Raw genomic sequence first — 23369 nt, 5'->3', positions numbered from 1 at the left:
CGATGAGCCCGCGGATCGCCGTCCACTGGAGCTGGGTGACGGAGGTCGCCCTGCTCGCCCGGCTCGCCCCGCCCGCCGACCACGAGCTCGCCACCGCCGCCGCGGCGGCGCGCGCGCTGCGCGATCGCGTCGCCGAGCTCACCGCCGACGAGCCGTCGCCGCCGGAGCTCGTCGTCGGGCTCGAGTCGCTGCTGGTGCGCTTCGCGCAACCTCCGGACGAACGCTCGACCGCCGTGGGCGCCCGGATCGCCGCGCTCGTCGCGACGCGCTCGATCACGCCAGCGCGCGAGGCGTCGGACGATCCGCGCGAACATCGCTTCGAGGTGAGCTACGGCGGCGAGGACGGACCCGACCTTCCCCTGCTCGCCCGTGAGCTCGGCCTGCGCGAAGCCGAGGTCGTCGCCCGGCATGCGGGCACGCTCTACACCGTCGGGCTCGTCGGCTTCTCGCCCGGCTTCGGCTACCTGCTCGGCCTGCCGCGCGAGCTCGAGCGGCCGCGACTCGCGTCGCCCCGACCGCGCGTGCCGGCGGGCTCGGTCGCCGTCGCCGGCCCCTTCTCGGCGGTCTACCCGCGGGCGACCCCGGGCGGCTGGCGGCTGCTCGGACGGACCGAGGCGACGCTCTTCGACCCGGCGGCCGTGCCGCCCGCCCGCCTCGCCGCCGGCGACCGCGTGCGCTTCGTGCCGCGATGAGCGCGATCGAGATCCTGCGCGGCGGGGCCGCGACGCTGGTGCAGGACCTCGGCCGGCCCGGCCATTCGGCCGCCGGCGTCCCGCGCTCGGGAGCGATGGACCCGTTTGCCGCGACGACCGCCAATCGCCTCGTCGGCAACGCGCCCGATGCGGCGCTGCTCGAGATCCTGCTGCGCGGACCTCGCCTGCGCGCGACGGTGCCGACCCGTGCGGCGCTCGTCGGCGCACGTTTCGCCGCGACGCTCGACGGACGCCCCGTCCGCTTCGGCGAACGCTTCGAGCTGCCGGCCGGGAGCGAGCTCGACCTCGGCGCGGCGATCGACGGCGCGCGTGCCTTCCTCGCCCTCGGTGGCGGGCTCGACGTGCCGCTCGTCCTCGGCAGCCGCTCGACCGACCTGCGGAGCGGCTTCGGCGGCTGGCTGGGGCGCCCCCTCGCGGCGGGGGACCGCCTGCCGCTCGGCCTCGCACGCGACCGCCCGACGCTCGTCGGCCCCGTGCCGCCGTTCGTCCCGCGCTCGGGAAGCTGGCCGCTGCGGGCGCTGCTCGGCCCGCAGTGGGAGCGCTTCACCGCGGCCGCCCGCACCCGCTTCTTCGCCGCGGAGTTTCGCCTCGCCGCCCACGCCGATCGCGTCGGCATGCGCCTCGTCGGCCCCGCTCTCCCGACGCTCGCCGGCGCGGAGATCCGGCCGGAGCCCGCCTGGCCCGGCGCCGTCCAGGTGCCAGGGAGCGGCGAAGCGATCGTCCTCGGCCCCGACCATCCGTCGACCGGCGGCTATGCGAAGCTCGCCACGGTGATCGCCGCCGACCTGCCGACGCTCGCCTACCTGCGCCCCGGCGACCGGATCCGCTTCCGCCCCTGCTCGCTCGTCGAGGCCCGCGCCGCGCTCGCCGAAGTCGCCGGCGCGGCGGACTCGCGACCGGACGAGGCGGCGCGATGAGGTCGATCGAGCTCAACGCCGACGTCGGCGAAGGGTTCGACGACGCGGCACTGCTCGGCCTCGTCGACCGCGCCAGCATCGCCAGCGGCGGGCACGCCGGCGACGATGCCTCGATGCGGCTCGCCCTCGAACGCTGTCGCGCGCTCGGCGTCGTCGCCGGCGCTCACCCGAGCTACGCCGACCGCGAGGGCTTCGGCCGCCGCGCGATGGCCGCCGAGCCCGGGGCCCTCGTCGCCGAGATCGCCTCGCAGATCCGGCGTCTCGCCGCCGTCGCCACCGAGGTCGGCCTCGAGCTCGCCCACGTCAAGCCGCACGGGGCGCTCTACCTGGCGGCGTGGCGCGATCGCGCGACCGCCGCGGCAATCGTCGAGGCCGTCGCCGCGGTCGATCGACGCCTGACCATCCTCGCCCCGCACGGCTCGGCGCTCCTCGCCGCCTCCGCCGCGCACGGCCTCGCGACGCTGCGCGAAGGGTTCGTCGACCGCCGCTATCTCACGAGCGGCGAGCTCGCACCGCGTCATCTTCCCGGCGCGCTCGTCGAGGAGCTCGCCGCGGCGGTCGGCCAGGGCGTCGCGCTCGCCCGCCGCGAAGCGGTTCCGGCGCTCGACGGCGGCTCGCTCCGCCTCGACGTCGAGTCGCTCTGCCTGCACGGCGACGCGCCGCGAGCGGTCGCGCTCGCCGTGGCCCTGCGTCGCGCGCTGCAGGACGGCGGCTTCGACGTGCGCGCGGCGACCGTTCGTCCGGCCGCAACCCGACTCCGTCGCTCGGCGGACGGATCGACCCCGTCGCGCCATCGACGCGCTGGACGACCGCCGCGTCGGGCCGGCGGATAAGATCGCCGGCATGCTGACGATCGCGCGCGAGACCTGGGGCTTCCTGCTCGCGTCGTCGCCCTACCTGCTCTTCGGTCTGGCGCTGGCCGGCGTGGTCAAGGCCCTGGTCCCGCAGGCGGCGATCGCCCGCCTGCTCGGCCACGACGGCTTCCCCGGCATCCTGCGCGCCGCGGCCGTCGGCATCCCGCTGCCGGTCTGCAGTTGCGGCGTCGTGCCTCTCGCCGTGGCGCTGCGCCGACAGGGGGCCTCGGCTCCGGCGACGATGTCGTTCCTCATCACCACGCCCGAATCGGGGATCGACTCGATCCTGCTCTCCTGGGGGCTGCTCGGACCGGTGATGGCGGTGGCGCGCCCGCTCGCCTCGTTCGCCAGTGCGCTGCTCGCCGGGGTCTTCTCGCGGTTCGCCCCGGCGGCGCCGCCGCACGGCACGGTCGCCGGACCCGCCTGCGGTGGCGACGGATGCGGCTGTCACGCACCGCCGCGGAGCTGGACACGACGACTCGTCGGCGAGACATGCGAGCTCTTCGACGATCTGGTCTTCTGGATGTGGATCGGCATCGTCACCGCCGGCGTGCTGGCCGCGCTGTTGCCGGGCGACCTCGCCGCCCTCGGTCTCGGCGGCGGCATCGGACCGATGCTGCTGCTCCTGCTCGTCGGCATCCCGCTCTACGTCTGCGCCTCGTCGAGCACACCGGTCGCCGCGGCGCTGCTGCTCAAGGGGGTGAGCCCCGGCGCGGCGCTCGTCTTCCTGCTCGCCGGCCCGGCGACCAACGCAGCCTCGCTGCTGCTGCTCCATCGCAACTTCGGCCGCCGCTTCATCGCGACCTACCTCGCCGGCATCGCCGTCGGCGCGCTGGCGAGCGGTCTCGCGCTCGACGCGCTGGTCGAGGCCTACGGATGGTCGATCACCCCCGGCCTGGCCTCCGCCTCCGGTGACGGGGCGCCCGGGGCGTGGGCCCTCGGCGCCGCGCTGCTCTTCGTCGCGCTCTCCGGGTGGCGGCTCGCCGCCGGCGCCGGCCGCGCTGGATGGCGCGACCTGCGCGCCAACCTCGCGGCGCTCACCGGCTCTCGCTGACCTGCGGCGTCGGCGGGCTGGCGCCCCTCCTCGAGCGCGGCTGGAGCGAGCCGCGCTCCGAATGCGTTCGGGTCAGGGAGCGGACGGAGCGACGGCCGCGCCCCACGATCCGCTCCCGAGGTCCTCGACCGCCACGGCCCACGTCCCCCGGGCGAGGGCGGTGGCGAGCGGTAGCTGTTCGACCCAACCGGGCGCGAGCGGTCGCGAGACGACGAGGTGGCGAATCTGCCCGGCGTCCGCGGTCCAGGTCAGGCGCACCGGCCCGGCGGAGGGGCTCTCGTCGCCTGGCGCCGCGACCTCCGGCTCGACGCGCAGGAGCATCCCGCGCGTGCCGCTCACCACGACGGCCCGGAGCTTGAGACCGTTGCCGAGTCGCTCGCCGGCAATCGCTTCGGCAAGGTGCAGCTCGGCGACCGCCTCGGGGGTGCCCGAGCGCTGCCAGCGCACCGCCCGCAGCGCCAGATCGTCCGGCAGCAGACGGACCTCGAGGCTGCGCAGCGCACCGTCGAGCGCCGCTGGCGTCCGGTAGACGAGGACGAGACGATGCGACAGGTCGTCGAGCGCCGCGTCGAGCTGGCTCTCGACCCCGGCGAGCGTTCCGGCGCTTTCCCGCGCCAGCGCTCGCACCAGCGCCGAGGTCGGCTGCAGGAAGACGTTCAACGCACCGGGCCGGTCGAGCTCGGAGCGCCGTCCGACGTCGAGCGCGAACGACTGGCTCCCGGAGGCGCCGAGACCGAGCTGGCGCAAGCGGTCGAACTCGCTCGCCCGTCGCTCGTCGGCGCCCTCGGTTTCCGGGCCGAGACCGACGGCGACGACGGTCCAGCCGTACGCCGCCACCGCTTGCGCCGTGGCGGTCAGACCGGCCACGTCCCGAGCGCCGGCTGCCGCCGTGGTCGCCGGAGCCCCGGCGAGATCGGTGAGCCAGAGGAGCGCTCGCGCTCCGCCGGCCGGTCGGCCGACGACCTCCGCGAGCAGCCGCTGGCTCGCCTCGTGCACCCCGGCGAGGTCGACTGTCGGCGGCACCGCGGCGGCGGCGGTCCCGGCCGGCCGGGTCGAAGCGGCGAGATCGGCGAACGCCTGGGCGATCGCCGCGCCGTCGCGGGTGGGCAGGAGCCAGCGCCGGAACGCCGGCCCGGTCTCGACGACCTCGACGTTTCCCAGCCGAGCCAATCGCTCGGCCCGGTGCCCGAGCGCGAGCGCGCTGCGGAAGAGCGTCTCCGGGGCGACGAACGCCCGCTCGAACGCCACCACGACGGTCCACTCGCCCTCCTTCGTCTCGAGCGGCTGGACGGAGGTCACGTCGCGAAAGGCGCCGTCCTCGAGGACCAGGAGCGATCCGGGAGCCAACCCCCGGCGCCGCGACTCGGAGAGCCCTTCCGGCGCTTGCACGACGACTTCGGCCTCGCGCACGACGACCGACTCCTCGTACGGCACGGTGGGGGATGACGGCTGCGCTGCCGCGGAGGAGAGCGGCGCAAGGAGGAGAACAGCGGCAACGGCGGTCCGGAGCATCGGCGACCTCCTGGCAGGCCCCTTCAATGTAGCGCACTCGGCCTCCGGCCGTCGCATGGGAGAATCGACGCGATGCTCTCTCCCTCCGACGTCGATCCCTCTCGCGGCGGCTCGACCGCTCCCCGTCCCACGCTCGCCTCGTTCCTCCCCGGGCCGGAGGGTTGTCCGCCGGAGGAGGCGCTCGACCGCTTCCTCGGGTGGACGGCGGCGATCGGCCTCGAGCCCTATCCGGCGCAGGAGGAGGCGCTCCTCGAGCTCTGGGCCGGGCGACACGTCGTGCTCAACACGCCGACCGGCTCGGGCAAGTCGCTCGTCGCGCTCGGGCTCCAGTTCAAGGGGCTCTGCGAGGGGAAGGTCTCGTTCTACACCAGCCCGATCAAGGCACTCGCCAGCGAGAAGTTCTTCTCGCTCTGCGACGAGCTCGGTGCCGAGCGCGTCGGCATGCTCACCGGCGACGCGGCGATCAACCCCGAGGGGAAGGTCCTCTGCTGCACCGCCGAGGTGCTCGCCAACATGGCGCTGCGCTCCGGCCCGCGGCTCGCCGCGCCGTACGTGGTGATGGACGAGTTCCACTACTACTCCGACGCCGACCGCGGCTGGGCCTGGCAGGTGCCGCTGCTGCTCCTGCCCGAAACGCACTTCCTGCTGATGTCGGCGACGCTCGGCGACATGACGACGATCGCCGAGAAGCTCGCCGCCCGCACCGGCGGCGAGGTGGCGCGCGTCACCTCCGGCGAGCGTCCGGTGCCGCTCGACTACGAATGGCGCGAGACGCCGCTGCAGCAGACCATCGAGCAGCTCCTCGGCGAGGGCAAGGCGCCGATCTACATCGTCAACTTCACCCAGCGCGAGTGCGCCGAGCTCGCCCAGGCGCTGACCAGCGCGCAGGTCTCGACGCGCGAGGAGCGCGAACGGGTACGCGCGGCGATCGGCGACACGCGCCTCGACACCCCCTACGGCCGCGAGTTCCGCCGTTTCCTCTCCTTCGGCATCGGCGTCCACCACGCCGGGCTGCTGCCGAAGTACCGGCTGCTCGTCGAACAGCTCGCCCAGCAGGGCCTGCTCAAGGTGATCTGCGGCACCGACACGCTCGGCGTCGGCATCAACGTGCCGATCCGCACGGTGCTCTTCACCAAGCTGGCACGCTTCGACGGCCGGAAGACGGTCATCCTCTCGGTGCGCGACTTCCAGCAGATCTCCGGGCGCGCCGGGCGCAAGGGGTTCGACACCCGGGGCAGCGTCGTCGCCCAGGCGCCGGAAGACTGGATCGAGCGCAAGGAGGCGGCGCGCAAGGGCAAGAAGTACAAGGCCCCGTCGCGCAGCGACGCACGCGGCGACTCGCGAGGCCAGCGAGCCGGCCGGGCGGGCGGCCGACCGGGAGACAAGGGCGAGGTCTCGTGGACCCCCGAGACGCTCGAGCGGCTGATCTCGCGGACGCCCGAGACGCTGCGCTCGCGCTTCCGCATCACCCACGGGATGATCCTCAACCTGCTGCAACGCGACGCCGAGGAGAACGATCCGCTGCGCCGCAACTTCGCCTCGCTGCGCGAGATCATCGCCCTCTCGCACGAGGACGACGGCAGCAAGCGGCGCCTGCTCTCGCTCGCCGCCTCGCTGGTGCGATCGCTCTACCGCGCCGGCGTCCTCGAAGTGGAGCGCGACGTGCAGAGCGGCTACTGCTGGGTCGTCGTGTCGCGCGACCTGCAGTGGGACTTCTCGCTCTTCCACGCGCTCTCGCTCTTCATGGTCGAGACGCTGCAGTACCTCGAGCCGCAGAGCGAGAGCTACGTCTACGATCTCCTCTCGCTGATCGAAGCGGTGCTCGAGGACCCCGACATCATCCTGCGCAAGCAGGCCGACCGCGCCAAGCAGGCGGCGCTCGCCGAGATGAAGGCGGATCGGATCTCGTACGAAGAGCGGATGGAGAAGCTCGAGGGGATCTCGCACCCCAGGCCCCTCGCCGATTTCCTCTTCGCCCACTTCTACGCCTTCCAGAAGGCGCACCCGTGGGTCGGCGGGCACGAGATCTCGCCCAAGTCGATCGGCCGCGAGATGGCCGAGGGCTACTGGGGATTCGCCGAGTACGTGAAGCTCTACGGCTTGCAGCGCAGCGAGGGCGTGCTGCTGCGCTACCTCTCGCAGCTCTACAAGACGCTCGATCTCAACGTCCCGTCGTGGGCCAAGACCGACGCCGTGTGGGACGCGCTCTCCTACCTGCGCACGCTCGTCCAGGTCACCGACTCGAGCCTGCTCGAGGAGTGGGAGAGCCTGCTCCACCCGGAGCTGCTGCTGCGCCGTGGCGTCGAGCGCGAGCGCGCCGTCGAGGCGCTGTGGATCCGCGAGCTCGTCGAGAGCCCGACCGCGCTCGCCGCGCGCGTGCGCGCCGAAATGCACCTGCTGCTGCGCGCCCTCTCGGCCGGCGAATGGGAGGAGGCCGCAGCGCGCGTCCGTCAGTCGCCCGACGCCCTGTGGGACGCCGACCGCCTCGCCAACGCCCTGCTCCCCTTCCTCGCCGAATACGGGAGCCTGCCGTTCACCCCCGAATCGCGGCGACACCAGTGGACCAAGATCGAGCGCACCGCCGAGCGCCACTGGCGCGTCCGCCAGACGATCCTCGACCCCCGCGGCGACACCTTCTGGGCGATCGACGCCGAGATCGACCTCTCCGACCCCCACGCCGTCGAAGGCCCGCTGCTGCAGCTCACGGCGATCGGAGGCTGAGGAGCGCAGCTCGCGGGACTTCGACGGAGCGACGGCAAAGGGAGTGCGTCGGCCGATGGGAAAGTCCGCGATGACGACGAAGCTCGCGCTGGCCAGCGCGCTTCTCTTGGCCGCGTTCGGAAACGTCCCCGCCGCGCTCGGCCAGATCGCCGTCACCGGCGAGCTGGCGGTGAGCGAGCCCGGTCACGGGCCGGCGGTCGACGATCCCGCCATCGGGCTGTTTCCCGATGGCACGGCCCTCGTCACTTGGCGCGAGTGGTGGCCTTGGAGCCGCGAGGTGCCGGCCCGGATCTACCGTGCCGCCCCTGGGCAACCGCCAATCTCGTTTCTCGTGGCGGAACCCGGCAACTCGACCGAGGAATCGCACCTCCAAGTGTCGTGCAGGGACCGGAGTGCCACCTGCCGAGTCGTGTGGCATGCGACTGGCACGTCGCAGTTCAGCGTACACACTCGCGAGTTCTCGCCGAGCGCAAGCCCTCTGGGTTCCGAGCTTGTCATCGGTGGAGCGGATGATGCCGGCAGTCCCTCGGTCGGCGTTTCCGACACCAGCCAATGGACTTTGGCATGGGTAAGCCTGTCACGAGAGGTCATCAACAGCGTCAACTCCTTTGCCCAAGTCTTCGATGGCAATCAGCCCGTCGCACCGCCGGTGGCGCTCAACACGCCGGTCGAGAACGGCACCTTCGGCCCTCCGTTCATCGCTGCAAGCCCACTCGGCGACTCGGTTCTGGTCCTCAATGAAGCCCTCGACGGCGCGACGTACGGCGAGGTCTGGGCGCGCACCTTTTCACGAGACGGCAGGACGGTCGGCCCACGCGTCCGTGTCGCTCGCGAGGGAGCTCGCTACATCGTCCTCTGCGGGGTCGGCATGGATGCCGAAGGCCGGTTCGCGGTCGCCTGGAGCCAGGGAGACAGCATTCCCGAGGGGGCCTCGAACGTCTACGCGCGGCGCTTCGGCGCCGACGGAACGCCGCTTGGCGAGCCGTTTCTCGTGCCGACCGAGAACGCCTTCGTCCAGTACGACTGCGATCTCGCGATGAACCGCGACGGCGACTTCGTCGTCGTCTGGCGGCACGACGACGGCACCGACGACAACCTCGACGATCTCTACCTGCGCGCCTATCACACCGACGGAACGCCTTATGGCAACCCCGTCCGCGTCGACGCACCGCGCGACCGGAGTATCTACTGGATCGCCTACGACCCGGATATCGCCATCAACGATGCAGGGATCCTCGGCGTGACCTGGCGAGGGGACCTCGAAACCGGACCGGGCGATGTCTACGCGCGGCGCTTCGTCCTGCCGTGCGTCGATTCGGCGACCTCGCTCTGCCTCGGCCACGGCCGCTACCGCGTGCGCGCCGAATGGTGGATCGGCGAGAGCGCGACCGGCAACGCCCACGCGATGCCGCTGCGGGCCGACACCGGCGCCTTCTGGTTCTTCACCCCGGACAACCCCGAGCTGGTGGTCAAGGTCCTCGACGGTTGCCCGGTCAACCAGCGCCATTGGATCTACGCCGCCGGGCTGACCGATGTCGAAGCACGCGTCACTGTCACCGACACGGTCACCGGTGAGGTCTGGTCGCGCACCAGCCCGTTTGGCGAGCCGTTCGCGCCGATTCAGGACGTCGAGGCGCTCGCCGGTTGCGGCCAGGTTGCGTCGACTCCGCTCCGAGAAGTGGGGCCCGGATTCTCGAACCCAGGAAGCAACCCGAGGTCGGAGCAACAGGCCGCTCAGCCGCTGTTTGCCGAGCCCCGCCGCGCCTGTGTCTCCGGACCGACGACGCTCTGCCTGTCCGGCGGGCGATTCGAAGTCACCGCGACCTTCGGCTCGCTCCCGGGCGAGAGCCTTCCCGCGATCGGCGTCCCACTGACCGACGCGAGCGGCCTCTTCTGGTTCTACTCGCCGGACAACCTCGAGCTCGTCGTCAAGCTGCTCGACGCCTGCCGAGATTTCGACCAGTTCTGGCTCTTCGCCGCCGGGCTCAGCGATCGCGAAGTGCGCCTCCGCGTCCGCGACACCTGGACGGGCCGCGAGCGGGCCTACTCGAACCCCCTCGGCGGCGCCTTCCAGCTCGTCCGTGATACCAGCACGTTCCAGGGGTGCCACTAGCCGAGGGTTGCCGCGTCGAGGCTCGATCGGCCGGGAGAGGCGCGTCGCCCAGCGCGGCGGAGCGGGATCCATCTACAATCGCGAGGTCATGCCCTCGCTCGCGCTCCGCGATACCCACCTCCACTACGAGCAGCGTGGCGGTGGGGAGCCGCTCGCACTGCTCAACGGCGTGCTGATGACGACGGCCTCGTGGGGACCCATGCTCCCGTCGCTCGCCGAGCGCCACGAGGTCCTGCTGCACGACTTCCGGGGGCAGTTGAAGAGTCGCTGGACGACGCATCGACTCTCGCTCGACGACCATGTCGAGGACTTCCGGGCACTGCTCGACCACCTCGGGATCGCGAGCTGCCACCTGCTCGGCACCTCCTACGGCGGGGAGGTCGGGATCCTCTTCGCGGCACGGTACCCCGAGCGGGTGCGGTCGCTTGCGATCGTCGCCTCGGTGGCCCACCTCGAGCCCGATCTCGCGGCGAAGACGGCGGCTTGGGCGGAGGCTGCCGCGAGCGGACCTCGCGCGCTCTTCCGCACGATGCTGCCCGACACCTATTCGCCCGGTTTCCGCGAGCTCAACCCGGCGATGCTCGCCGCGGCCGAGGAGCGACTCGCGGCGCTTCCGCCGGAGTTCTTCGCCTCGTTCGCCGAGCTCGTCGCGGCCTTCCACCGGCTCGACCTGCGCGGCGAGCTCGCGTCCGTTCGCTGCCCGACGCTCGTCGTCGCCGCCGAGCTCGACACGCTGAAGCCGCCCGCCTACAGCCGCGAGATCGCGGCGGGGATCGCGCAGGCACGCCTCGCGGTGGTTCGCCGCGCCGGGCACGCCGTCGTGCTCGAACGCCCGGACGAGGTGGCGCGACTCCTGCTCGATTTCCTCTCCAAGATCGACGCCGCCAACGTCGTTTCGTCGTCGGCCTAGGGTCGGAACGGCCGTTCGCCGACGACGGCGTCCCACGCGAGGGCCCGCTCGCGCGCGCTCGCCGGTGCGCAGCGACGAGATCGGCTCCCTCGCTCGAGCCCGGGCGCTCCCCCTCACCCGCGCGCTCGGCGGCGGTCGCTATACTCCCCGCCATGCTTCGGACCTCGATGGCACTGTCGGTCGGGCTCGGCCTGCTCGCCCTCCCGGCGCCGGGCGCCGCCGTGGGGTGGACGCACGTCGACCTCCCGGCGAGCCACACCGACGCCTGGGTGTATGTTCCCTCGACCTACGTCGGACCCGCGCCGGCCCCGCTGGTGGTCTTCCTGCACGGCGCGGGCTATCACCCCGAAGGCTGGCAGGACGACCTCGAACCGGTGGCCGAGGAGGTCGGTTGCGTCCTCCTGCTGCCGCGCGCGATCTCGACGACCGGCTTCGGCGTCGGCGCCGACGACGCGGCGATCGACGAAGGGATCGCCCGCACGAAGGAGATCGTCGCCGTCGATCCGGCGCGTATCTCCCTCTCGGGCCACTCCGCCGGCGGCGCCTTCGCCTACGTCCTGGCGTATGGCACGCGCGGGCGGTTCAGCGCGGTGTTCACGCTTGGCGCACCGTACCGGCAACTGCTCGCGCCGGCCGACCCGGACTACGTGCCGCCGATCCGGCTCTACTACGGCAAGGCCGATCCGAACTATCCGTACCTCGCCGTGCTCGGCCAGGTCTTCGACCGCCTCGGCATCCGCTGGGAGAGCGAGGCGGTCGCCGGCTACGACCACAACACCTGGCCGCCGACGACGCTGCCCGACGGCTTCCGCTTCCTCCTGGCGCAGCGACGCGCGACCGCGGGCGGTTGCGAGCCTTCCTCCTCCCGCCTCTGTCTCGGTGGCGGACGGTTCGAGGCGGAGGTGGCCTGGCACGACCACGCAGGGCACGACGGCGTCGGCCAGGTGGCCGAGGCGCGCTCCGGCGACTCCGGGCTCTTCTGGTTCTTCTCGCCGGCCAACTGGGAGTTGCAGGTCAAGGTGCTCGACGGCTGCGGCGTCAACGGACACCGCTGGGTCTACGCCGCCGGGACCACCGATGTCGCCTGGACGCTCACCGTGAAGGACCGGGTGAGCGGCATCGTGCGCACTTATGCCAACCCGCTCGGCCACGCCTCGTCAGCGGTGACCGACGCCGGCGCGTTCGCCTCCTGCCCCTGAGGCGAGCCGGCGGCGCTCACCCGAAGCGCGCCGGGTCCCCGAGGGGGATGAACGGCGTCGCTGGCTCCGGGCTCTCGCCGTCGAGGTGACGATCCCAGGCGGCGAGCGCGACGAGCAAGGCGTCGAGATCGACGCCGCAGCCCACGCCGCCGCAGCGCTCGAGGCGAAACACCGCGCGGCGTAGCACGCGCTGGGCGACGTCCGGCCGCCGCCGCACCCACAGGTGATGGAACCCCGCGGCGACCAGCACCAGCCCCTGGAAGAGATCGCGCGGCTCGGGTCGGCTCGAGCGCCAGATCTCCTCGAACCGCTCGTGTGCCTCGAAGTGCTCGCCACGGTCGAAGTGGGCGATCCCTTCGGCGAAGAGCGCGCGGCGCTCCTCCGGGCTCAGAACGGCATGAAGCGGACGGGCGGGTTCGGCAGCGGGCGGACGGCGAGTCATGGAATCCCCAGGCGGCGCCGTTTGGCCCAGAGCGCCTTGCGGCTGATCCCGAGAAGCCCGGCGGCCTCGCCCTGGCGCCCGCGCGTGTGGGCGAGCGCACGGAGGATCGCCTCGCGTTCGAGCACGGCGAGCGCTCGGGGCGGGGCATGTCGCGCATCGACCGGAGCCTGCGGGGCGATCTCGGTGCCGTCGGCGAGCACGACTTCGCGCTCGAGCAGGTTGCGCAGCTCGCGCAGGTTCCCCGGCCAGGCGTAGCGGGTCATCCAGGCGAGCGAGGTCGCGGCGAGATGCAGGCCGGGGCGGCCGAAGCGCTCGCCGAGGTCGCCGAGGATGGCCGCGGCGAGCGCCGGAAGATCGGCGCCTCGCTCGGCGAGCGCCGGCAGCTCGATGCGCAACACCTCCAGGCGGTGATAAAGGTCGCGGCGAAAGCTCCCGCGCTCCACCCGCTCCACCAGGTCGTGCGGCCCCACCGCGAGGAAGCGCACGTCGGCCGTGCGCTCGGCGCCGCCGAGCGGCGCGAAGAGATGCTCGGCGAGCAGCCGCAGCAGCTTCGGTTGGACGGCGAGCGGCAGCTCCTCGATCGGGTCGAGGAGGAGCGATCCCCGTTCGGCCGCGGACACCCGGCCGGTGCGCGTCTCGACCGCACCGGTGAAGGCCCCGGCACGATGACCGAAGAGCTCGCTCTCGAAGAGCGCCGCCGGGATGCCGGCCGGGTCGACTTCGACGAGCGGCTTCGTGCCGCGCGGGCTCGCGGCGTGCAGGGCGCGCGCGAGCGAGGTGCGGCCGGTTCCGGGCTGGCCGAGGATCAGAACGGGAGCCGAAGAGGACGCCGCGCGCAACAACGCCGAGCGTTGCGCCGCCAGCGACGGAGAGCCCGCGACGAGACGGTCGAGCGCGTCGACGCGCCCGCTCACGCGGCGAATTCGGCGGTGACGTCCGGGCTGTCGGCCCAGAGCCGCTCGAGCGCGTAGTAGTGCCGCCGCTCCTCGAGGAAGACGTGGAGGATCAGGTCGCCGTAGTCGACCAGGATCCACTGGCCGTGCGGGTAGCCCTCGACGTGCAGCGGCCGGGCACCCTGCTCGCGCAATCGCTCTTCCACGTTGTCGGCGATCGCCTGCGCCTGCCGCTCGTTCGTGGCACTGCAGACGACGAAGTAGTCGACGAAGTCGGTGACCGGGGCGAGGTGACGCACCCGCAGGTCGACGGCCTTGATGTCGAGCGCCGCGGCGACGGCGTACCGCACTCGGTCGCGGGTGTCGAGAATCGGACGGTCGCCGGCGCTCATCGATAGAGGTTGTACTTGCATGCGTAGTCTAGCACCCGCGGAGGAAGTGAGCCCGGCGGCAGCGGCTCCCCGCGTTCGAGCGCGCTGCGCAGCTCGGTCGAGGAGAGGCCCACGGGGCTGTTGGCGAGAAAGTGGACGCGACCGACATCGACCGCGGTGCGAAGCTCGTCGGGCGCGGCGCTGCGCAGGCTCTGCAGATCCCAGCCCGGACGCACCGCCACGGCGATCTCGACCTGCGCCACGAGGTCGGTCCAGCGCCGCCAGGTCGGCAGGTCGCCGAACGAGTCGGCGCCGATGAGCAACACGAGCCGCCAGCTCGGATGCTCGGCGGCGAGTCGCTCGACCGTCTCGACGGTGTAGGCGCTCCGTCCCGGCGTCCATTCCACCGGCGAGGCGAAGAGCCCCTCCTCGCCGAGCAACGCCAACTCGACCATCACGTAGCGATGGAGCGGCGGGGCGAACTTGCGACCCGGCTTGTGCGGCGGCTGCGCGGTGGGAAGGAACAGCACCCGGTCGAGCGCGAGTGCGGCACGTGCCGCCTGGGCGAACGCCACGTGGCCGCTGTGGACCGGATCGAAGCTCCCGCCCAGGAGACCGACCCGCAACAGCGTCTCGGGGAGCCGGTCGGCCTGTCTTCCGCTCATTGCCCGCCCGACGCGTCCGGCCCGGTCGTCGTCGCGAGACAGCGAGCGAGATGACCGACCAGCTCGCGGATGCCGGCGCGCGTCGCCGAGCTGATCTCCAGGTACGGCAATCCCTTCTCCGCCGCGGCGCGAACGAGCGCCTGGCGACGCGAGTCGAGCGCCACGTCCGCCTTGCTGGCGACGAGCACCCGCTGCCGCTGGAGCAGCGCCGGGTCGAAGGCTGCGAGCTCGCGCTCGACCGTCTCGAGATCGGCGCGCGCATCGCCGCCGTCCTCGGCGTCGCTCGACAGCTCGACGACGTGGACGAGCACGCGACAGCGCTCGACATGCTTGAGGAACTGGATCCCCAGGCCGGCCCCCTGCGCCGCGCCGGCGATCAGCCCCGGGAGGTCGGCGATGACGAACGGCGTCTCGAGCGGCCCTTCGGCGACGACCCCGAGCTGCGGGATGAGGGTGGTGAACGGGTAGTCGGCGATCTTCGGACGCGCCGCCGAGACGACGCCGATGAGCGTCGATTTGCCGGCATTCGGCAGGCCGACCACCCCGACGTCGGCGAGCAGCTTGAGCTCCAGCCGCAGTCGACGCTCCTCCCCTTCTTCGCCCGGCTGGGCGAAGCGCGGCGCCCGGTTGGTGGCGGTGGCGAAGTGCGCGTTGCCCTTGCCGCCGCGCCCCCCTTTGGCCACCGTCAGGCGCTGACCGTCGGTGACGATCTCGCCGAGGAGCTCGCCGGTTTCGGCGTCCCGCGCCTGGGTGCCGAGAGGGACCGGAATTTCGAGATCCGCCCCGGAGTGCCCGGTGCGATCGGCGCCCTTGCCGTGCTGACCGCGCTCGGCCGGGTAGATCGACTGGAACTGCAGGTGGTAGAGAGTGTTGAGCCGCTGGTGGCCGACCAGGTGCACGGAGCCCCCGGCTCCACCGTCACCGCCGGAGGGGCCACCCTTCGGCACGAACTTCTCGCGCCGGAATGCGACACAGCCGCTGCCACCACGCCCAGCGCGGACGTGGAGAGCGGCTTCGTCGAGGAAGATCAACGGGAAGCCCGCGACCGGCTGAGACCGGTCGAGCCCGGGCTACTCCTGCGGGAGGATGTGAACGAACTTACCCTGGCGGCCCTTGTCCTGGAACTGGACCGTGCCCGGGACCATCGCGAACAGCGTGTCGTCCTTGCCCTGGCCGACGTTGCGACCCGGCTGGAAGCGGGTGCCGCGCTGCCGGACGATGATCGAACCGCCGGTGACCGTCTCGCCGCCGAACGCCTTGATGCCGAGGCGCTGAGCGTTCGAGTCACGCCCGTTGCGAGTGGAACCTTGACCTTTCTTATGAGCCATCGCGTGCTCCGTCGCCCGATTAGAGGGCGATCTCCTCGATCTTGACCCGCAGGTAGTCCTGCCGGTGACCGGCATTGCGCTGATACTGCTTGCGGCGCTTGTGCTTGAAGATCCGGACCTTGGGTCCGCGCACCTCGCCGAGCAGGCGGGCCCGCACCTGGGCGCCGGCGAGAGTCGGGTTGCCGAGGCGGGTCGCCCCGTCGCCGGCGATCATCAGAACCCGGTCGAAGACCACGCGCGACTCCTGCGGCACGACCTCGCGCTCGACATCGAGGATCGCGCCGGGCTCGACGCGGTATTGCTTGCCCCCAGTTTCGATTACAGCGTACATAGACACTCCGTCCTGGCCATCGCGCGAAGCGCGGAACGCCGAATCTAGCACGGGGGTCGGCGGCGGTCAAACCGCCCGCGGCCGCCAGCGGCACGAGTGGTAGCGTCACCGCCGTGCCTGCCGTCGCCGGGCTCGCCGCCCGCCTTCCCCGCCTCTTCACCCGAGCCGCCTTCGGCGCGCTGGGCTCGCGCGACCGACGGCTGACGATCGGCGACTTCTCGCTCCTCGTGCACGACCTCGGACCGCGCGACGCCGAGCCGTGGGTCCTCCTCCACGGCCTCGCCGCCACCGCGGCCTCCTGGCTGCCGCTCGTGCCGCGTCTCCGGCGGACCGCCCGCCTGCTGCTGCCCGAGCTTTCCGAGGTGGGCGGGACGGTCGGTCCGCGACCGGCCCTGGCAGTTGCCGACGGCGCCGAGATCGTCCACGAGCTCGTCGCCCGCCTCTTTCCCGGGCGAGCGGTGACTCTCGGCGGCACCAGCCTCGGCGGCTGGACGGCGATCCGGCTGGCCCTGGCGCATCCCGAATGCGTGTCCCGCCTCGTCTTGCTCGCCCCCGGCGGGTATCGCGACCAGGACTGGGAGCGCGCCGCCCGCGCCGTCCGCGTCGCGGGGCCGGAGGACGTCCCCCACACCCTGGCGGCGCTGTTCGCCCGCCCCCCCTGGCCGCTCACCCGCTTCCCCGGTCCGATCGCGGCGCTCTACGGCACCCCGGCCGTCCGCCATCTTCTGGGCACGCTGCGCGAAGAAGACGCCTTTGGTGCCGACGACCTCGCGCGACTCACGATGCCGACGGCCCTGCTCTGGGGCGAGGACGACGGCATCTTCGACGTGTCGGTCGGCGAGGCGATGGCGCGCGCACTGCCCGCCGGCCATCTCTATCGATTCTCCGGGGCCGCCCACCTGCCGCACTGGGAAGCGAGCGGTGAGGTGGCCGCCGCTCTCGCCGACTTCAGGGCGCGCCATCCGCTGTCCGGCGTCCCGCCTCGGCGCGGTTGAGCCCAGAGGCCACCCCGGTCATACTGGATCTGCCACCGCTGGTGAAAGGAGGGCGCCATGGCCAGCCCCGACTACCTCATCTGCCTGAATTGCGAGACGCCCTGCTACGTCTTCGAGTGGGAAGAGGACCAGTTGACCGAGGCGCTCTGCCAGGTGTGCGGCAACGACGATCCCGAGCAGTTCGCCACCGAGGAGGAGTTCGACGCGCTCTCCGGCGAACGCGGAGGACGCTGACGCGTTGAGACCGCCGTCGACCGGCGAAGAGCCGCCCCCGCGTCCCGACCGCACGACGCTCGACGTGCGCTTTCGTGAGGTCGACGCCTACGGCGTGGTCTGGCACGGACACTACGTGGATTGGATGGAAGCGGCGCGCAACCGCTACGCGGAGGCGTTCGGTTTCCGGCTGGTCGACGAGCTCGCCCAGGGCTACGTCGCTCCGGTGCTCGAGCTCGCCGTCGACTACCGCAAGAGCGCTCGTCTCGGCGACCGCGTCGCCATCGACGTGCGGCTGGCCGAGGACGCGCGGCGGGTCGTGGCCTTCCGCTACCGGGTCTCTCGCCTTCCCGACGGCGAGCTGCTGGCGACCGGCCGCACCGTTCAGGCGCTCGTCGGCCCGCGGGGCCTGCTGCTCGGCTGGCCGACGCGCGTCCACGAGCTGCTCGCCGCGATCCGCGCCTACGAGGAGACGCTGCCTCCCTGGTGAGGCAGCGGCAGGGCGAGCGAGAAGGTCGCTCCGCCTGCGGCATTGTCGGCGACTCGAATCTCGCCACCGTGGGCGCGCGCGATGCGCCGGGCGATGGTCAGGCCGAGGCCGGTGCCGCCCTTGCGCGTCGAATAGAAGAGATCGAAGACCTTCTCGCGCTCGCTCGGCGGCACCCCGCAGCCGTTGTCACTCACGTCGAGCGCCAGACCCGCGGCCTCGCGCCGGGCCACGAGCTGGACCCGTGGCGGTCGCCCCGTCCCCTCGGTGGCGAGGACAGCGTTGCGACCGAGGTTGAGCAGGAGCTGGGCGATCTGCTCCGTATCGACCGCGACGACCGCCCCGCTCGCCTGGTCGTCGACGACGAGCTCGCCGCCGCGGGCCTGGATCTCCGGCAGGAGGATCGCTCCGGCCTCCTGCAACAGGCTGATCGCCGCGCGTTGCTCGAGCCGCAGCGGACGAGGCCGGGCATAGGCGAGGAAGTCGGAGACCAGCCGGTCGAGCCGGCCGATCTCCGATCGGGTGATCGCCAGCAGACGCCGGTGGTGGCCGGCGCGCTCGGCGGCCGGCAGCTCTTCCTCGAGCAACTGCATGTTGAGCGACAGCGAGTTCAGCGGATTGCGGATCTCGTGCGCCAGACCGGCGGCGAGTGCCCCGAGCTCGGCGAGCCGTTCGGCCTCCGCCGCCTGGGCCTCCAACTGACGGCCGCGCTCGATGAGGTGGCGGATGAGGGCGTATGCCAGCCCGAGCAGGACGATCGTCGCGAGACCCACCGCTCCGGCCTGGCGCAACAGGTCGCCGCGCAGCACTTCGATTCGGCGTCCCATCTCTTCGGTGCTCAGCCCCAGACGCAGCACGCCGAGGTTCGAGATCGGCACCGACACTTCGTAGGTGCTGTGGCGCTCGACACTTCGCGTCTCGATCGACGGCAGGCGCCCGGGCGTCTCGGTCGAGGCACTCGCCGGCTCCGGCTGCGGCAGCACCAGCTGGCTGCGACCGCGCGCCACCAGCACACCGTGCCGGTCGCGCACTTCGACCGTCTCGACCAGCTCACGCTGGCGGAGCATCGAGTCGATGTAGGTCTGGGTCTCGTTCTCGACGGCCACCGCGGTGAACAGGTCGCCGGCCACCTCGGCGCGACCCGCGATCTTCCCGGCCAGCCCCTCGGCCTCCTGTCGCGTCTCGAGGAGCACCCGTTCGATCTCCTTCTGCGAGAGGGAACGGAAGATCAGCCAGGCGAAGAGCCCGATGTCGAGGAGGAGAAAGACCCCGAGCAGCACGGTCACGCCGAGCAGGCTGGTCGGCAGGCGGGAGGCGCGGCCCCGAGGCATCGGCCGGACGATACCAGGAGGAGCCGACCGCGCCGATCCGATAAATCTCAGCATTAAGCACTAAGATTCGAGCCTTCCCGGGAATAATCAGAAAAACCTGAGTGTTCTGTTGGTATGAAACGGCCCGAGGAAGGCTCCCGGGACCGAATCCGACAGGAGGATGACCATGAGCACGACCCTGACCCGCTGGACCCCGACCGCCGACCCGTTCCGCGATCGCGTCAACCGGATGTTCGACGACTTCCTGCGCGACCTGGTGCCGGCTCGCAACTCCGAGGAGATGTCGGGCGGCCGCTGGCTCCCCGCCGTCGACATCAAGGAGTCGCCGGAGGCCTTGATGCTGACGGTGGAGCTCCCCGGCCTGAAGAAGGAGGAGGTCTCGATCACCCTCGAGAACCAGGTGCTCACCATCCACGGCGAGCGCAAGTTCGAGGGCGAGACCAAGGACGCGACCTACCACCGGATCGAGCGCGCCTACGGCTCCTTCATGCGCTCCTTCACGCTGCCGGCCAACATCAAGACCGACCGCGTCGACGCTTCGTTCGACAGCGGACTGCTGACCGTGACGCTTCCCAAGGTCGAAGAGGCCAAACCGCGCCGGATCGAGATCAAGTAACCCGTCGTAACGAGAGCCGCACCCCGGGGCGCCCTACCCGCGTGGGGCGCCCCCATCGTTCGCGTTGACCCCTGCCCGGGGCTCCTCTACGATGGCCGCGGTCCCATGCGACGCCACGGCCCCGCACTCCTCGCCTGCAGGCTGGCGCTCACCGCGCTTGCGGGGCTCACTGCCCTTGCCTGCAATCGCTCTGCACCGCCGGAGGCGCCGGCGACCGGCAAGACGACACTCGTCACCGCGGCGATCACCGACATCGAAGGGCTCAACGAGCTGGTCACCGCCGATTCGCGCTTCACCGGCGAGATCCTCGAGCAGATGTTCCTCCGCCTGTTCGAGGAGCAGCCGGACTTCGAGCTCCATCCACCGACCTTCGCGCCATCGCTCGCCGAGTCGTGGTCGTTCTCACCCGACGGCCTCGAGATGACGGTCAAGCTCCGGCCTGGAATGGTCTGGAGCGACGGCGCACCGATCACCGCCGAGGACGTCCGCTTCACCTACGCGGCGCAGACCTCCCCCGAGGTCGCCTGGAGCTACGCCTTCGCCAAGGAGTCGATCCTCGGGGTCGACGTCGTCGACCCGCTCACCGTGCGTTTCCGCCTGCGTGAGCGGTCGGCCACGGCGCTTCTCGACGTCAACGAAGGCGCCATCCTGCCGGCGCACGTCTGGGGCAAGCTGCCGTTTGCCGAGTGGACCAAACAGTCCGACTGGTTCCGCCATCACCTGGTGGTGAGCGGTCCGTTCACCCTCGAGTCGTGGACGCCGGCGCAGGAGATCGTGCTCGCCCGCAATCCGCGCTACCGCGCCGCCGATCGCCAGCGGCTCGACCGCGTCGTGGTGCGAATCGTTCCCGACCAGGCGAGCCAGCTCGCGCAACTGGCCGGCGGCCAGCTCGACTTCATCTTCGGGGTCACGCCGGCGCGCAGCCGCGAGATCGCCGGACGAGCCGACCTGACGATCCGGTCGTTCGGCAACCGGCAGTTCGACTACATCTGCTGGAACACGCGCCGCCCGCTCTTCGTCGATCCCGAGGTGCGCCGCGCGCTCACCCTCGCCATCGACCGCCAGGAGCTGGTCGACGCGCTCTGGCACGGCTACGCCCGCGTCTCGGTCTCGCCGATCCTCTCCTCGGTCTGGGCTTATGACCGCTCGCTCGTGCCATGGCCCTACGATCCGACCGAGGCTCGTCGTCTTCTCGCCAAGAGCGGCTGGGCCGACCACGACGGCGACGGCGTGGTCGATCGCCAGGGCGTGCGCTTCTCTTTCGAGCTGATGACCAACGGCGGCAACCAGATCCGCTCCGACGCGGCGGTGATGATCCAGGCGCAGCTCGCCAAGATCGGCGTCGACGTGCGCGTCCGCTCGCTCGACGGCAACACGCTCAACCAGCTCAACCGCGAGCACCAGTTCGACGCCACGCTCACCGGCTGGGGCGTCGACACCTCGCTCGACCTGCGCTACGGCTTCCACAGCGCCGAGATCGACAACGGCTACAACTTCGGCGGCTACGCCAGCCCCGAGGTGGACCGGTTGATCGACGAGATCCACCGGCAGAGCGACCTCGCCGCAGCCCGGCCGCTCTTCGTGCAACTGCAGCGGATCCTCCACCGCGAGCAGCCGTACACCTTCCTCTGGGAGCCGCAGCGGATCACCGCGGCACGCGCCGACCTGCGCAACGTCCAGTCGAACGCGCTCGCCACCTTCTTCCACCTCGACGAGTGGTATTTCGACCCGCGCGGAACCGGCCCGCGATGAAACGCCTGCTCGCCCGGCGGCTGGCCGCGGCGCTGGCACTCGCCTGGCTGGTCCTCACCGGCACCTTCTTCCTCCTCCACCTGGCCCCGGGCGATCCGGCGACGACGCTGGGCGATCCGCGCGTGCCGCCGGCGCAGCGCGAACGACTCCGGGCGCTCTGGGGGCTCGACCGGCCGCTCGGCGAGCAGTACGTGCGCTGGCTCGCCGCCGCCGTGCGCGGCGAGTGGGGCTATTCGTTCCAGCATCGGCGCGCCGTCGCCGCCGTGGTGGGCGAGGCGTTCGGTCCGACGCTGCTGCTCTCCGGCTGCGCGATGGCGGTCGAGTGGGTGGGCGGCCTCGCCCTCGGTCTCGCGGCGGCCCGACGTCCCGGCGGATGGCTCGACCAGATCCTGCGCGTCGTCTCTCTCGCCGTCTACTCGCTGCCCAGCTTCTGGCTCGGCTTGATGGCGGTGCTGCTCTTCTCCTTTCGCTGGCCGCTCTTTCCGCCGAGCCACCTCCACTCGGTCGGGGCCGCCGCGTGGCCGTTCGCCGAGCGTCTCGCCGACCTCGGTTGGCATCTCGTGCTGCCGGCGCTCGCCGCCGGATTGCCCAGCGCCGCGGCACTGGCGCGCTTCGTCCGGGCGAGCCTCCTCGAGACGCTCGACCAGGATTTCATCCTCGCGGCGCGTGCCCACGGCCTGTCGGAGTCGCGCGTCCTGCTCCGTCACGCGCTCCGCGCCTCGCTCGGACCGATCTCGCAGCTCTTCGGCCTCTCATTCGCCTTCCTGCTCTCCGGGACGCTCGCCGTCGAGGTGGTCTTCGGCTGGCCGGGCCTCGGACGCGTCGCCTTCGACGCGATCAACGCGCGCGACTTCCCGGTCGTGCTCGCGGTGACGGCGATCACCGCCACGATGGTCGTCGTCGGCAGTCTCGTCGCCGACCTCCTGCTCGTCTGGGCCGATCCCCGGGTGCGCCGTGGGTGATCGCTGGCTGCTCCCCGCCGGGCTCGCCCTCGTCGGTCTGCTGTTTGCTGCGGCGCTCGTCGGCCCCCTGCTGACGCCGCATTCACCCGACCGGCAACTCGATCCGGTGGCCGGCCGCAACCTGCCCCCGGGAACGACGCGTTGGCTGGTCGAGCGGACCGACGGCCGGACGCTGCTCGCCGAGCGCTGGGAGACGGAGCCCGGTGGCGATCTCGGGCTCTGGCGCTTCGACGCTCGCCGGTCGCTGCCGGCCGCCGAGGTGCACCGCGACGCCAGCGGGTCGCCGGTACGCCCGGTCCGGTTCGTCCTCGGCACCGATCGCTTCGGTCGCGACCTGGCGGCGCGGCTGCTCGCCGGGGCGCGCGTCTCGCTCGGCGTCGGGCTCGCCGCGCTCGCGCTTGCCCTCACCGTCGGCATCGCCGCCGGATCGCTCGCCGCCCTCGGCGGCCGGGCCGTCGACCAGATCGTCATGCGCGGCGCCGATGCCCTGCTCGCCTTCCCCCGGCTCTTCCTCGCCCTCGCCGCCGCGGCGCTTCTCGGGCCGGGGATCGCCACGGTGGTGACGATCCTCGGCGTCACCGGCTGGATGGGTGTGGCCCGGCTGGTCCGCGCCGAGATCCTCGCCGCGCGGGAGCGCGAGTGGGCGCTCGCCGCGCGCGCTTCGGGGCTCTCGCCCTGGCGCATCTACTTCCGCCACCTGCTGCCGAACTCGCTCTCCCCCGTCTTCGTCGACGCGGCGCTGCGTCTCGGCGACACCATCCTCGTCGAGGCGAGCCTCTCCTTCCTCGGCCTCGGCATCCAGCCCCCGCGCGCGAGTTGGGGGAGTCTCGTCGCCGATGGCCGCGACGTGCTCGGCTCCGCCTGGTGGATCGCCGCCTTTCCCGGGGCCGCCGTGGCGATCGCCGTGCTCGCCTTCAACCTGGTCGGCGAGGGCCTGCGCGACCGGATGGACCCGCGGCGCGCCGCCGGTCGACGCACCTCGTGACACGG

General features: G+C 72.1%; 24 protein-coding genes. 15 read left to right on the top strand and 9 right to left on the bottom strand.

Annotation, left to right across the window (positions count from 1 at the left end):
* Nucleotides 1-2 precede the first annotated feature (2 nt).
* The 4 genes from IPJ17_07705 to IPJ17_07690 are packed head-to-tail and all read left to right on the top strand — an operon-like array spanning nt 3 to nt 3538.
* A complete protein-coding gene (locus IPJ17_07705; GenBank protein QQR75448.1) occupies nt 3-692 on the top strand; it encodes an allophanate hydrolase subunit 1 in 690 nt (229 codons plus the stop codon).
* Nucleotides 689-1630: a biotin-dependent carboxyltransferase family protein gene (locus IPJ17_07700; GenBank protein ID QQR75447.1), complete on the top strand. Its 942-nt coding sequence runs from the start codon at nt 689-691 to the stop codon at nt 1628-1630. Before IPJ17_07705 ends, IPJ17_07700 begins: the two co-directional genes overlap by 4 nt.
* The gene (pxpA, locus tag IPJ17_07695) at nt 1627-2463 is read left to right on the top strand and encodes a 5-oxoprolinase subunit PxpA (GenBank protein QQR75446.1); all 837 of its coding nucleotides are present in this window, start codon (nt 1627-1629) and stop codon (nt 2461-2463) included. The genes IPJ17_07700 and pxpA overlap by 4 nt, the downstream gene beginning before the upstream one ends.
* Before the next feature lie 10 nt (nt 2464-2473).
* Nucleotides 2474-3538 (top strand): permease, encoded by a 1065-nt coding sequence (locus IPJ17_07690; protein QQR75445.1) that lies wholly within the window; start codon nt 2474-2476, stop codon nt 3536-3538.
* A 72-nt stretch (nt 3539-3610) separates the two neighbouring features.
* Here IPJ17_07690 and IPJ17_07685 read toward each other — a convergent pair whose 3' ends face one another.
* On the bottom strand, nt 3611-5050 hold the full coding sequence (locus IPJ17_07685; GenBank protein QQR75444.1) for a hypothetical protein: 1440 nt from the start codon (nt 5048-5050) through the stop codon (nt 3611-3613).
* Between the two features lie 72 nt (nt 5051-5122).
* On the opposite strand from IPJ17_07685, the gene IPJ17_07680 reads away from it, so the two are divergent.
* From IPJ17_07680 to IPJ17_07665, 4 genes are all read left to right on the top strand, one after another.
* Nucleotides 5123-7771, top strand: a complete 2649-nt coding sequence (locus tag IPJ17_07680; protein ID QQR75443.1) for a DUF3516 domain-containing protein — start codon at nt 5123-5125, stop codon at nt 7769-7771.
* Between the two features lie 70 nt (nt 7772-7841).
* The gene (locus tag IPJ17_07675) at nt 7842-9884 is read left to right on the top strand and encodes a hypothetical protein (protein QQR75442.1); all 2043 of its coding nucleotides are present in this window, start codon (nt 7842-7844) and stop codon (nt 9882-9884) included.
* A gap of 88 nt (nt 9885-9972) precedes the next feature.
* The gene (locus tag IPJ17_07670; protein ID QQR75441.1) at nt 9973-10794 is read left to right on the top strand and encodes an alpha/beta fold hydrolase; all 822 of its coding nucleotides are present in this window, start codon (nt 9973-9975) and stop codon (nt 10792-10794) included.
* A gap of 152 nt (nt 10795-10946) precedes the next feature.
* On the top strand, nt 10947-11993 hold the full coding sequence (locus IPJ17_07665; GenBank protein QQR75440.1) for a hypothetical protein: 1047 nt from the start codon (nt 10947-10949) through the stop codon (nt 11991-11993).
* Nucleotides 11994-12009: 16 nt separating this feature from the next.
* Here the strand turns inward: IPJ17_07665 and IPJ17_07660 are convergent, their stop codons facing one another.
* From IPJ17_07660 to rplU, 7 genes are read right to left on the bottom strand one after another with little or no spacing between them, the layout of a single operon-like run.
* A complete protein-coding gene (locus IPJ17_07660) occupies nt 12010-12435 on the bottom strand; it encodes a DUF309 domain-containing protein (GenBank protein QQR75439.1) in 426 nt (141 codons plus the stop codon).
* Nucleotides 12432-13349, bottom strand: a complete 918-nt coding sequence (locus IPJ17_07655) for a sigma-54-dependent Fis family transcriptional regulator (GenBank protein ID QQR75438.1) — start codon at nt 13347-13349, stop codon at nt 12432-12434. Before IPJ17_07655 ends, IPJ17_07660 begins: the two co-directional genes overlap by 4 nt.
* The gene (rsfS, locus tag IPJ17_07650; protein ID QQR75437.1) at nt 13346-13720 is read right to left on the bottom strand and encodes a ribosome silencing factor; all 375 of its coding nucleotides are present in this window, start codon (nt 13718-13720) and stop codon (nt 13346-13348) included. The genes IPJ17_07655 and rsfS overlap by 4 nt, the downstream gene beginning before the upstream one ends.
* Nucleotides 13717-14364: a nicotinate (nicotinamide) nucleotide adenylyltransferase gene (gene nadD, locus IPJ17_07645; GenBank protein QQR75436.1), complete on the bottom strand. Its 648-nt coding sequence runs from the start codon at nt 14362-14364 to the stop codon at nt 13717-13719. Before nadD ends, rsfS begins: the two co-directional genes overlap by 4 nt.
* On the bottom strand, nt 14361-15395 hold the full coding sequence (gene obgE, locus IPJ17_07640; protein ID QQR75435.1) for a GTPase ObgE: 1035 nt from the start codon (nt 15393-15395) through the stop codon (nt 14361-14363). Before obgE ends, nadD begins: the two co-directional genes overlap by 4 nt.
* A gap of 39 nt (nt 15396-15434) precedes the next feature.
* Nucleotides 15435-15692 (bottom strand): 50S ribosomal protein L27, encoded by a 258-nt coding sequence (gene rpmA / locus IPJ17_07635; GenBank protein ID QQR75434.1) that lies wholly within the window; start codon nt 15690-15692, stop codon nt 15435-15437.
* A gap of 19 nt (nt 15693-15711) precedes the next feature.
* On the bottom strand, nt 15712-16023 hold the full coding sequence (rplU, locus tag IPJ17_07630) for a 50S ribosomal protein L21 (GenBank protein QQR75433.1): 312 nt from the start codon (nt 16021-16023) through the stop codon (nt 15712-15714).
* Nucleotides 16024-16136: 113 nt separating this feature from the next.
* Between rplU and IPJ17_07625 the strand changes: the two genes are divergently transcribed.
* From IPJ17_07625 to IPJ17_07615, 3 genes are read left to right on the top strand one after another with little or no spacing between them, the layout of a single operon-like run.
* Nucleotides 16137-17018, top strand: a complete 882-nt coding sequence (locus tag IPJ17_07625; GenBank protein QQR75432.1) for an alpha/beta fold hydrolase — start codon at nt 16137-16139, stop codon at nt 17016-17018.
* A 57-nt stretch (nt 17019-17075) separates the two neighbouring features.
* On the top strand, nt 17076-17252 hold the full coding sequence (locus IPJ17_07620; GenBank protein QQR75431.1) for a hypothetical protein: 177 nt from the start codon (nt 17076-17078) through the stop codon (nt 17250-17252).
* Between the two features lie 4 nt (nt 17253-17256).
* Nucleotides 17257-17721: an acyl-CoA thioesterase gene (locus IPJ17_07615; GenBank protein QQR75430.1), complete on the top strand. Its 465-nt coding sequence runs from the start codon at nt 17257-17259 to the stop codon at nt 17719-17721.
* Here the strand turns inward: IPJ17_07615 and IPJ17_07610 are convergent.
* On the bottom strand, nt 17694-19049 hold the full coding sequence (locus tag IPJ17_07610; GenBank protein ID QQR75429.1) for a hypothetical protein: 1356 nt from the start codon (nt 19047-19049) through the stop codon (nt 17694-17696). The genes IPJ17_07615 and IPJ17_07610 overlap by 28 nt on opposite strands.
* 166 nt (nt 19050-19215) lie before the next feature.
* On the opposite strand from IPJ17_07610, the gene IPJ17_07605 reads away from it, so the two are divergent.
* The 4 genes from IPJ17_07605 (at nt 19216) to IPJ17_07590 (ending at nt 23364) form a co-directional block, all read left to right on the top strand.
* Entirely contained in the window at nt 19216-19665 is a 450-nt protein-coding gene (locus IPJ17_07605; protein ID QQR75428.1) for an Hsp20/alpha crystallin family protein, read from the top strand.
* 105 nt (nt 19666-19770) lie between these two features.
* Nucleotides 19771-21417, top strand: a complete 1647-nt coding sequence (locus IPJ17_07600) for a hypothetical protein (protein QQR75427.1) — start codon at nt 19771-19773, stop codon at nt 21415-21417.
* The gene (locus IPJ17_07595; protein QQR75426.1) at nt 21414-22379 is read left to right on the top strand and encodes an ABC transporter permease; all 966 of its coding nucleotides are present in this window, start codon (nt 21414-21416) and stop codon (nt 22377-22379) included. The genes IPJ17_07600 and IPJ17_07595 overlap by 4 nt, the downstream gene beginning before the upstream one ends.
* On the top strand, nt 22372-23364 hold the full coding sequence (locus IPJ17_07590) for an ABC transporter permease (protein ID QQR75425.1): 993 nt from the start codon (nt 22372-22374) through the stop codon (nt 23362-23364). The genes IPJ17_07595 and IPJ17_07590 overlap by 8 nt, the downstream gene beginning before the upstream one ends.
* The last annotated feature ends 5 nt before the right edge of the window (nt 23365-23369 follow it).

This window comes from Holophagales bacterium, assembly GCA_016699405.1.
GTDB lineage: Bacteria > Acidobacteriota > Thermoanaerobaculia > Multivoradales > JAGPDF01 > JAAYLR01.
The sequence above is the reverse complement of the archived record's forward strand: the minus strand, read 5'-3'. Positions and strand labels throughout refer to the sequence as shown.

What these genes read in the sequence shown, in the direction of transcription:
- IPJ17_07705 (QQR75448.1), top strand. Translation starts at nt 3, where the DNA reads ATGAGCCCGCGGATCGCCGTCCACTGGAGCTGGGTGACGGAGGTCGCC.
- IPJ17_07700 (QQR75447.1), top strand. Translation starts at nt 689, where the DNA reads ATGAGCGCGATCGAGATCCTGCGCGGCGGGGCCGCGACGCTGGTGCAG.
- pxpA (QQR75446.1), top strand. Translation starts at nt 1,627, where the DNA reads ATGAGGTCGATCGAGCTCAACGCCGACGTCGGCGAAGGGTTCGACGAC.
- IPJ17_07690 (QQR75445.1), top strand. Translation starts at nt 2,474, where the DNA reads ATGCTGACGATCGCGCGCGAGACCTGGGGCTTCCTGCTCGCGTCGTCG.
- IPJ17_07685 (QQR75444.1), bottom strand. Translation starts at nt 5,050, where the DNA reads ATGCTCCGGACCGCCGTTGCCGCTGTTCTCCTCCTTGCGCCGCTCTCC.
- IPJ17_07680 (QQR75443.1), top strand. Translation starts at nt 5,123, where the DNA reads ATGCTCTCTCCCTCCGACGTCGATCCCTCTCGCGGCGGCTCGACCGCT.
- IPJ17_07675 (QQR75442.1), top strand. Translation starts at nt 7,842, where the DNA reads ATGACGACGAAGCTCGCGCTGGCCAGCGCGCTTCTCTTGGCCGCGTTC.
- IPJ17_07670 (QQR75441.1), top strand. Translation starts at nt 9,973, where the DNA reads ATGCCCTCGCTCGCGCTCCGCGATACCCACCTCCACTACGAGCAGCGT.
- IPJ17_07665 (QQR75440.1), top strand. Translation starts at nt 10,947, where the DNA reads ATGCTTCGGACCTCGATGGCACTGTCGGTCGGGCTCGGCCTGCTCGCC.
- IPJ17_07660 (QQR75439.1), bottom strand. Translation starts at nt 12,435, where the DNA reads ATGACTCGCCGTCCGCCCGCTGCCGAACCCGCCCGTCCGCTTCATGCC.
- rsfS (QQR75437.1), bottom strand. Translation starts at nt 13,720, where the DNA reads ATGAGCGCCGGCGACCGTCCGATTCTCGACACCCGCGACCGAGTGCGG.
- nadD (QQR75436.1), bottom strand. Translation starts at nt 14,364, where the DNA reads ATGAGCGGAAGACAGGCCGACCGGCTCCCCGAGACGCTGTTGCGGGTC.
- rpmA (QQR75434.1), bottom strand. Translation starts at nt 15,692, where the DNA reads ATGGCTCATAAGAAAGGTCAAGGTTCCACTCGCAACGGGCGTGACTCG.
- rplU (QQR75433.1), bottom strand. Translation starts at nt 16,023, where the DNA reads ATGTACGCTGTAATCGAAACTGGGGGCAAGCAATACCGCGTCGAGCCC.
- IPJ17_07620 (QQR75431.1), top strand. Translation starts at nt 17,076, where the DNA reads ATGGCCAGCCCCGACTACCTCATCTGCCTGAATTGCGAGACGCCCTGC.
- IPJ17_07610 (QQR75429.1), bottom strand. Translation starts at nt 19,049, where the DNA reads ATGCCTCGGGGCCGCGCCTCCCGCCTGCCGACCAGCCTGCTCGGCGTG.
- IPJ17_07605 (QQR75428.1), top strand. Translation starts at nt 19,216, where the DNA reads ATGAGCACGACCCTGACCCGCTGGACCCCGACCGCCGACCCGTTCCGC.
- IPJ17_07600 (QQR75427.1), top strand. Translation starts at nt 19,771, where the DNA reads ATGCGACGCCACGGCCCCGCACTCCTCGCCTGCAGGCTGGCGCTCACC.
- IPJ17_07595 (QQR75426.1), top strand. Translation starts at nt 21,414, where the DNA reads ATGAAACGCCTGCTCGCCCGGCGGCTGGCCGCGGCGCTGGCACTCGCC.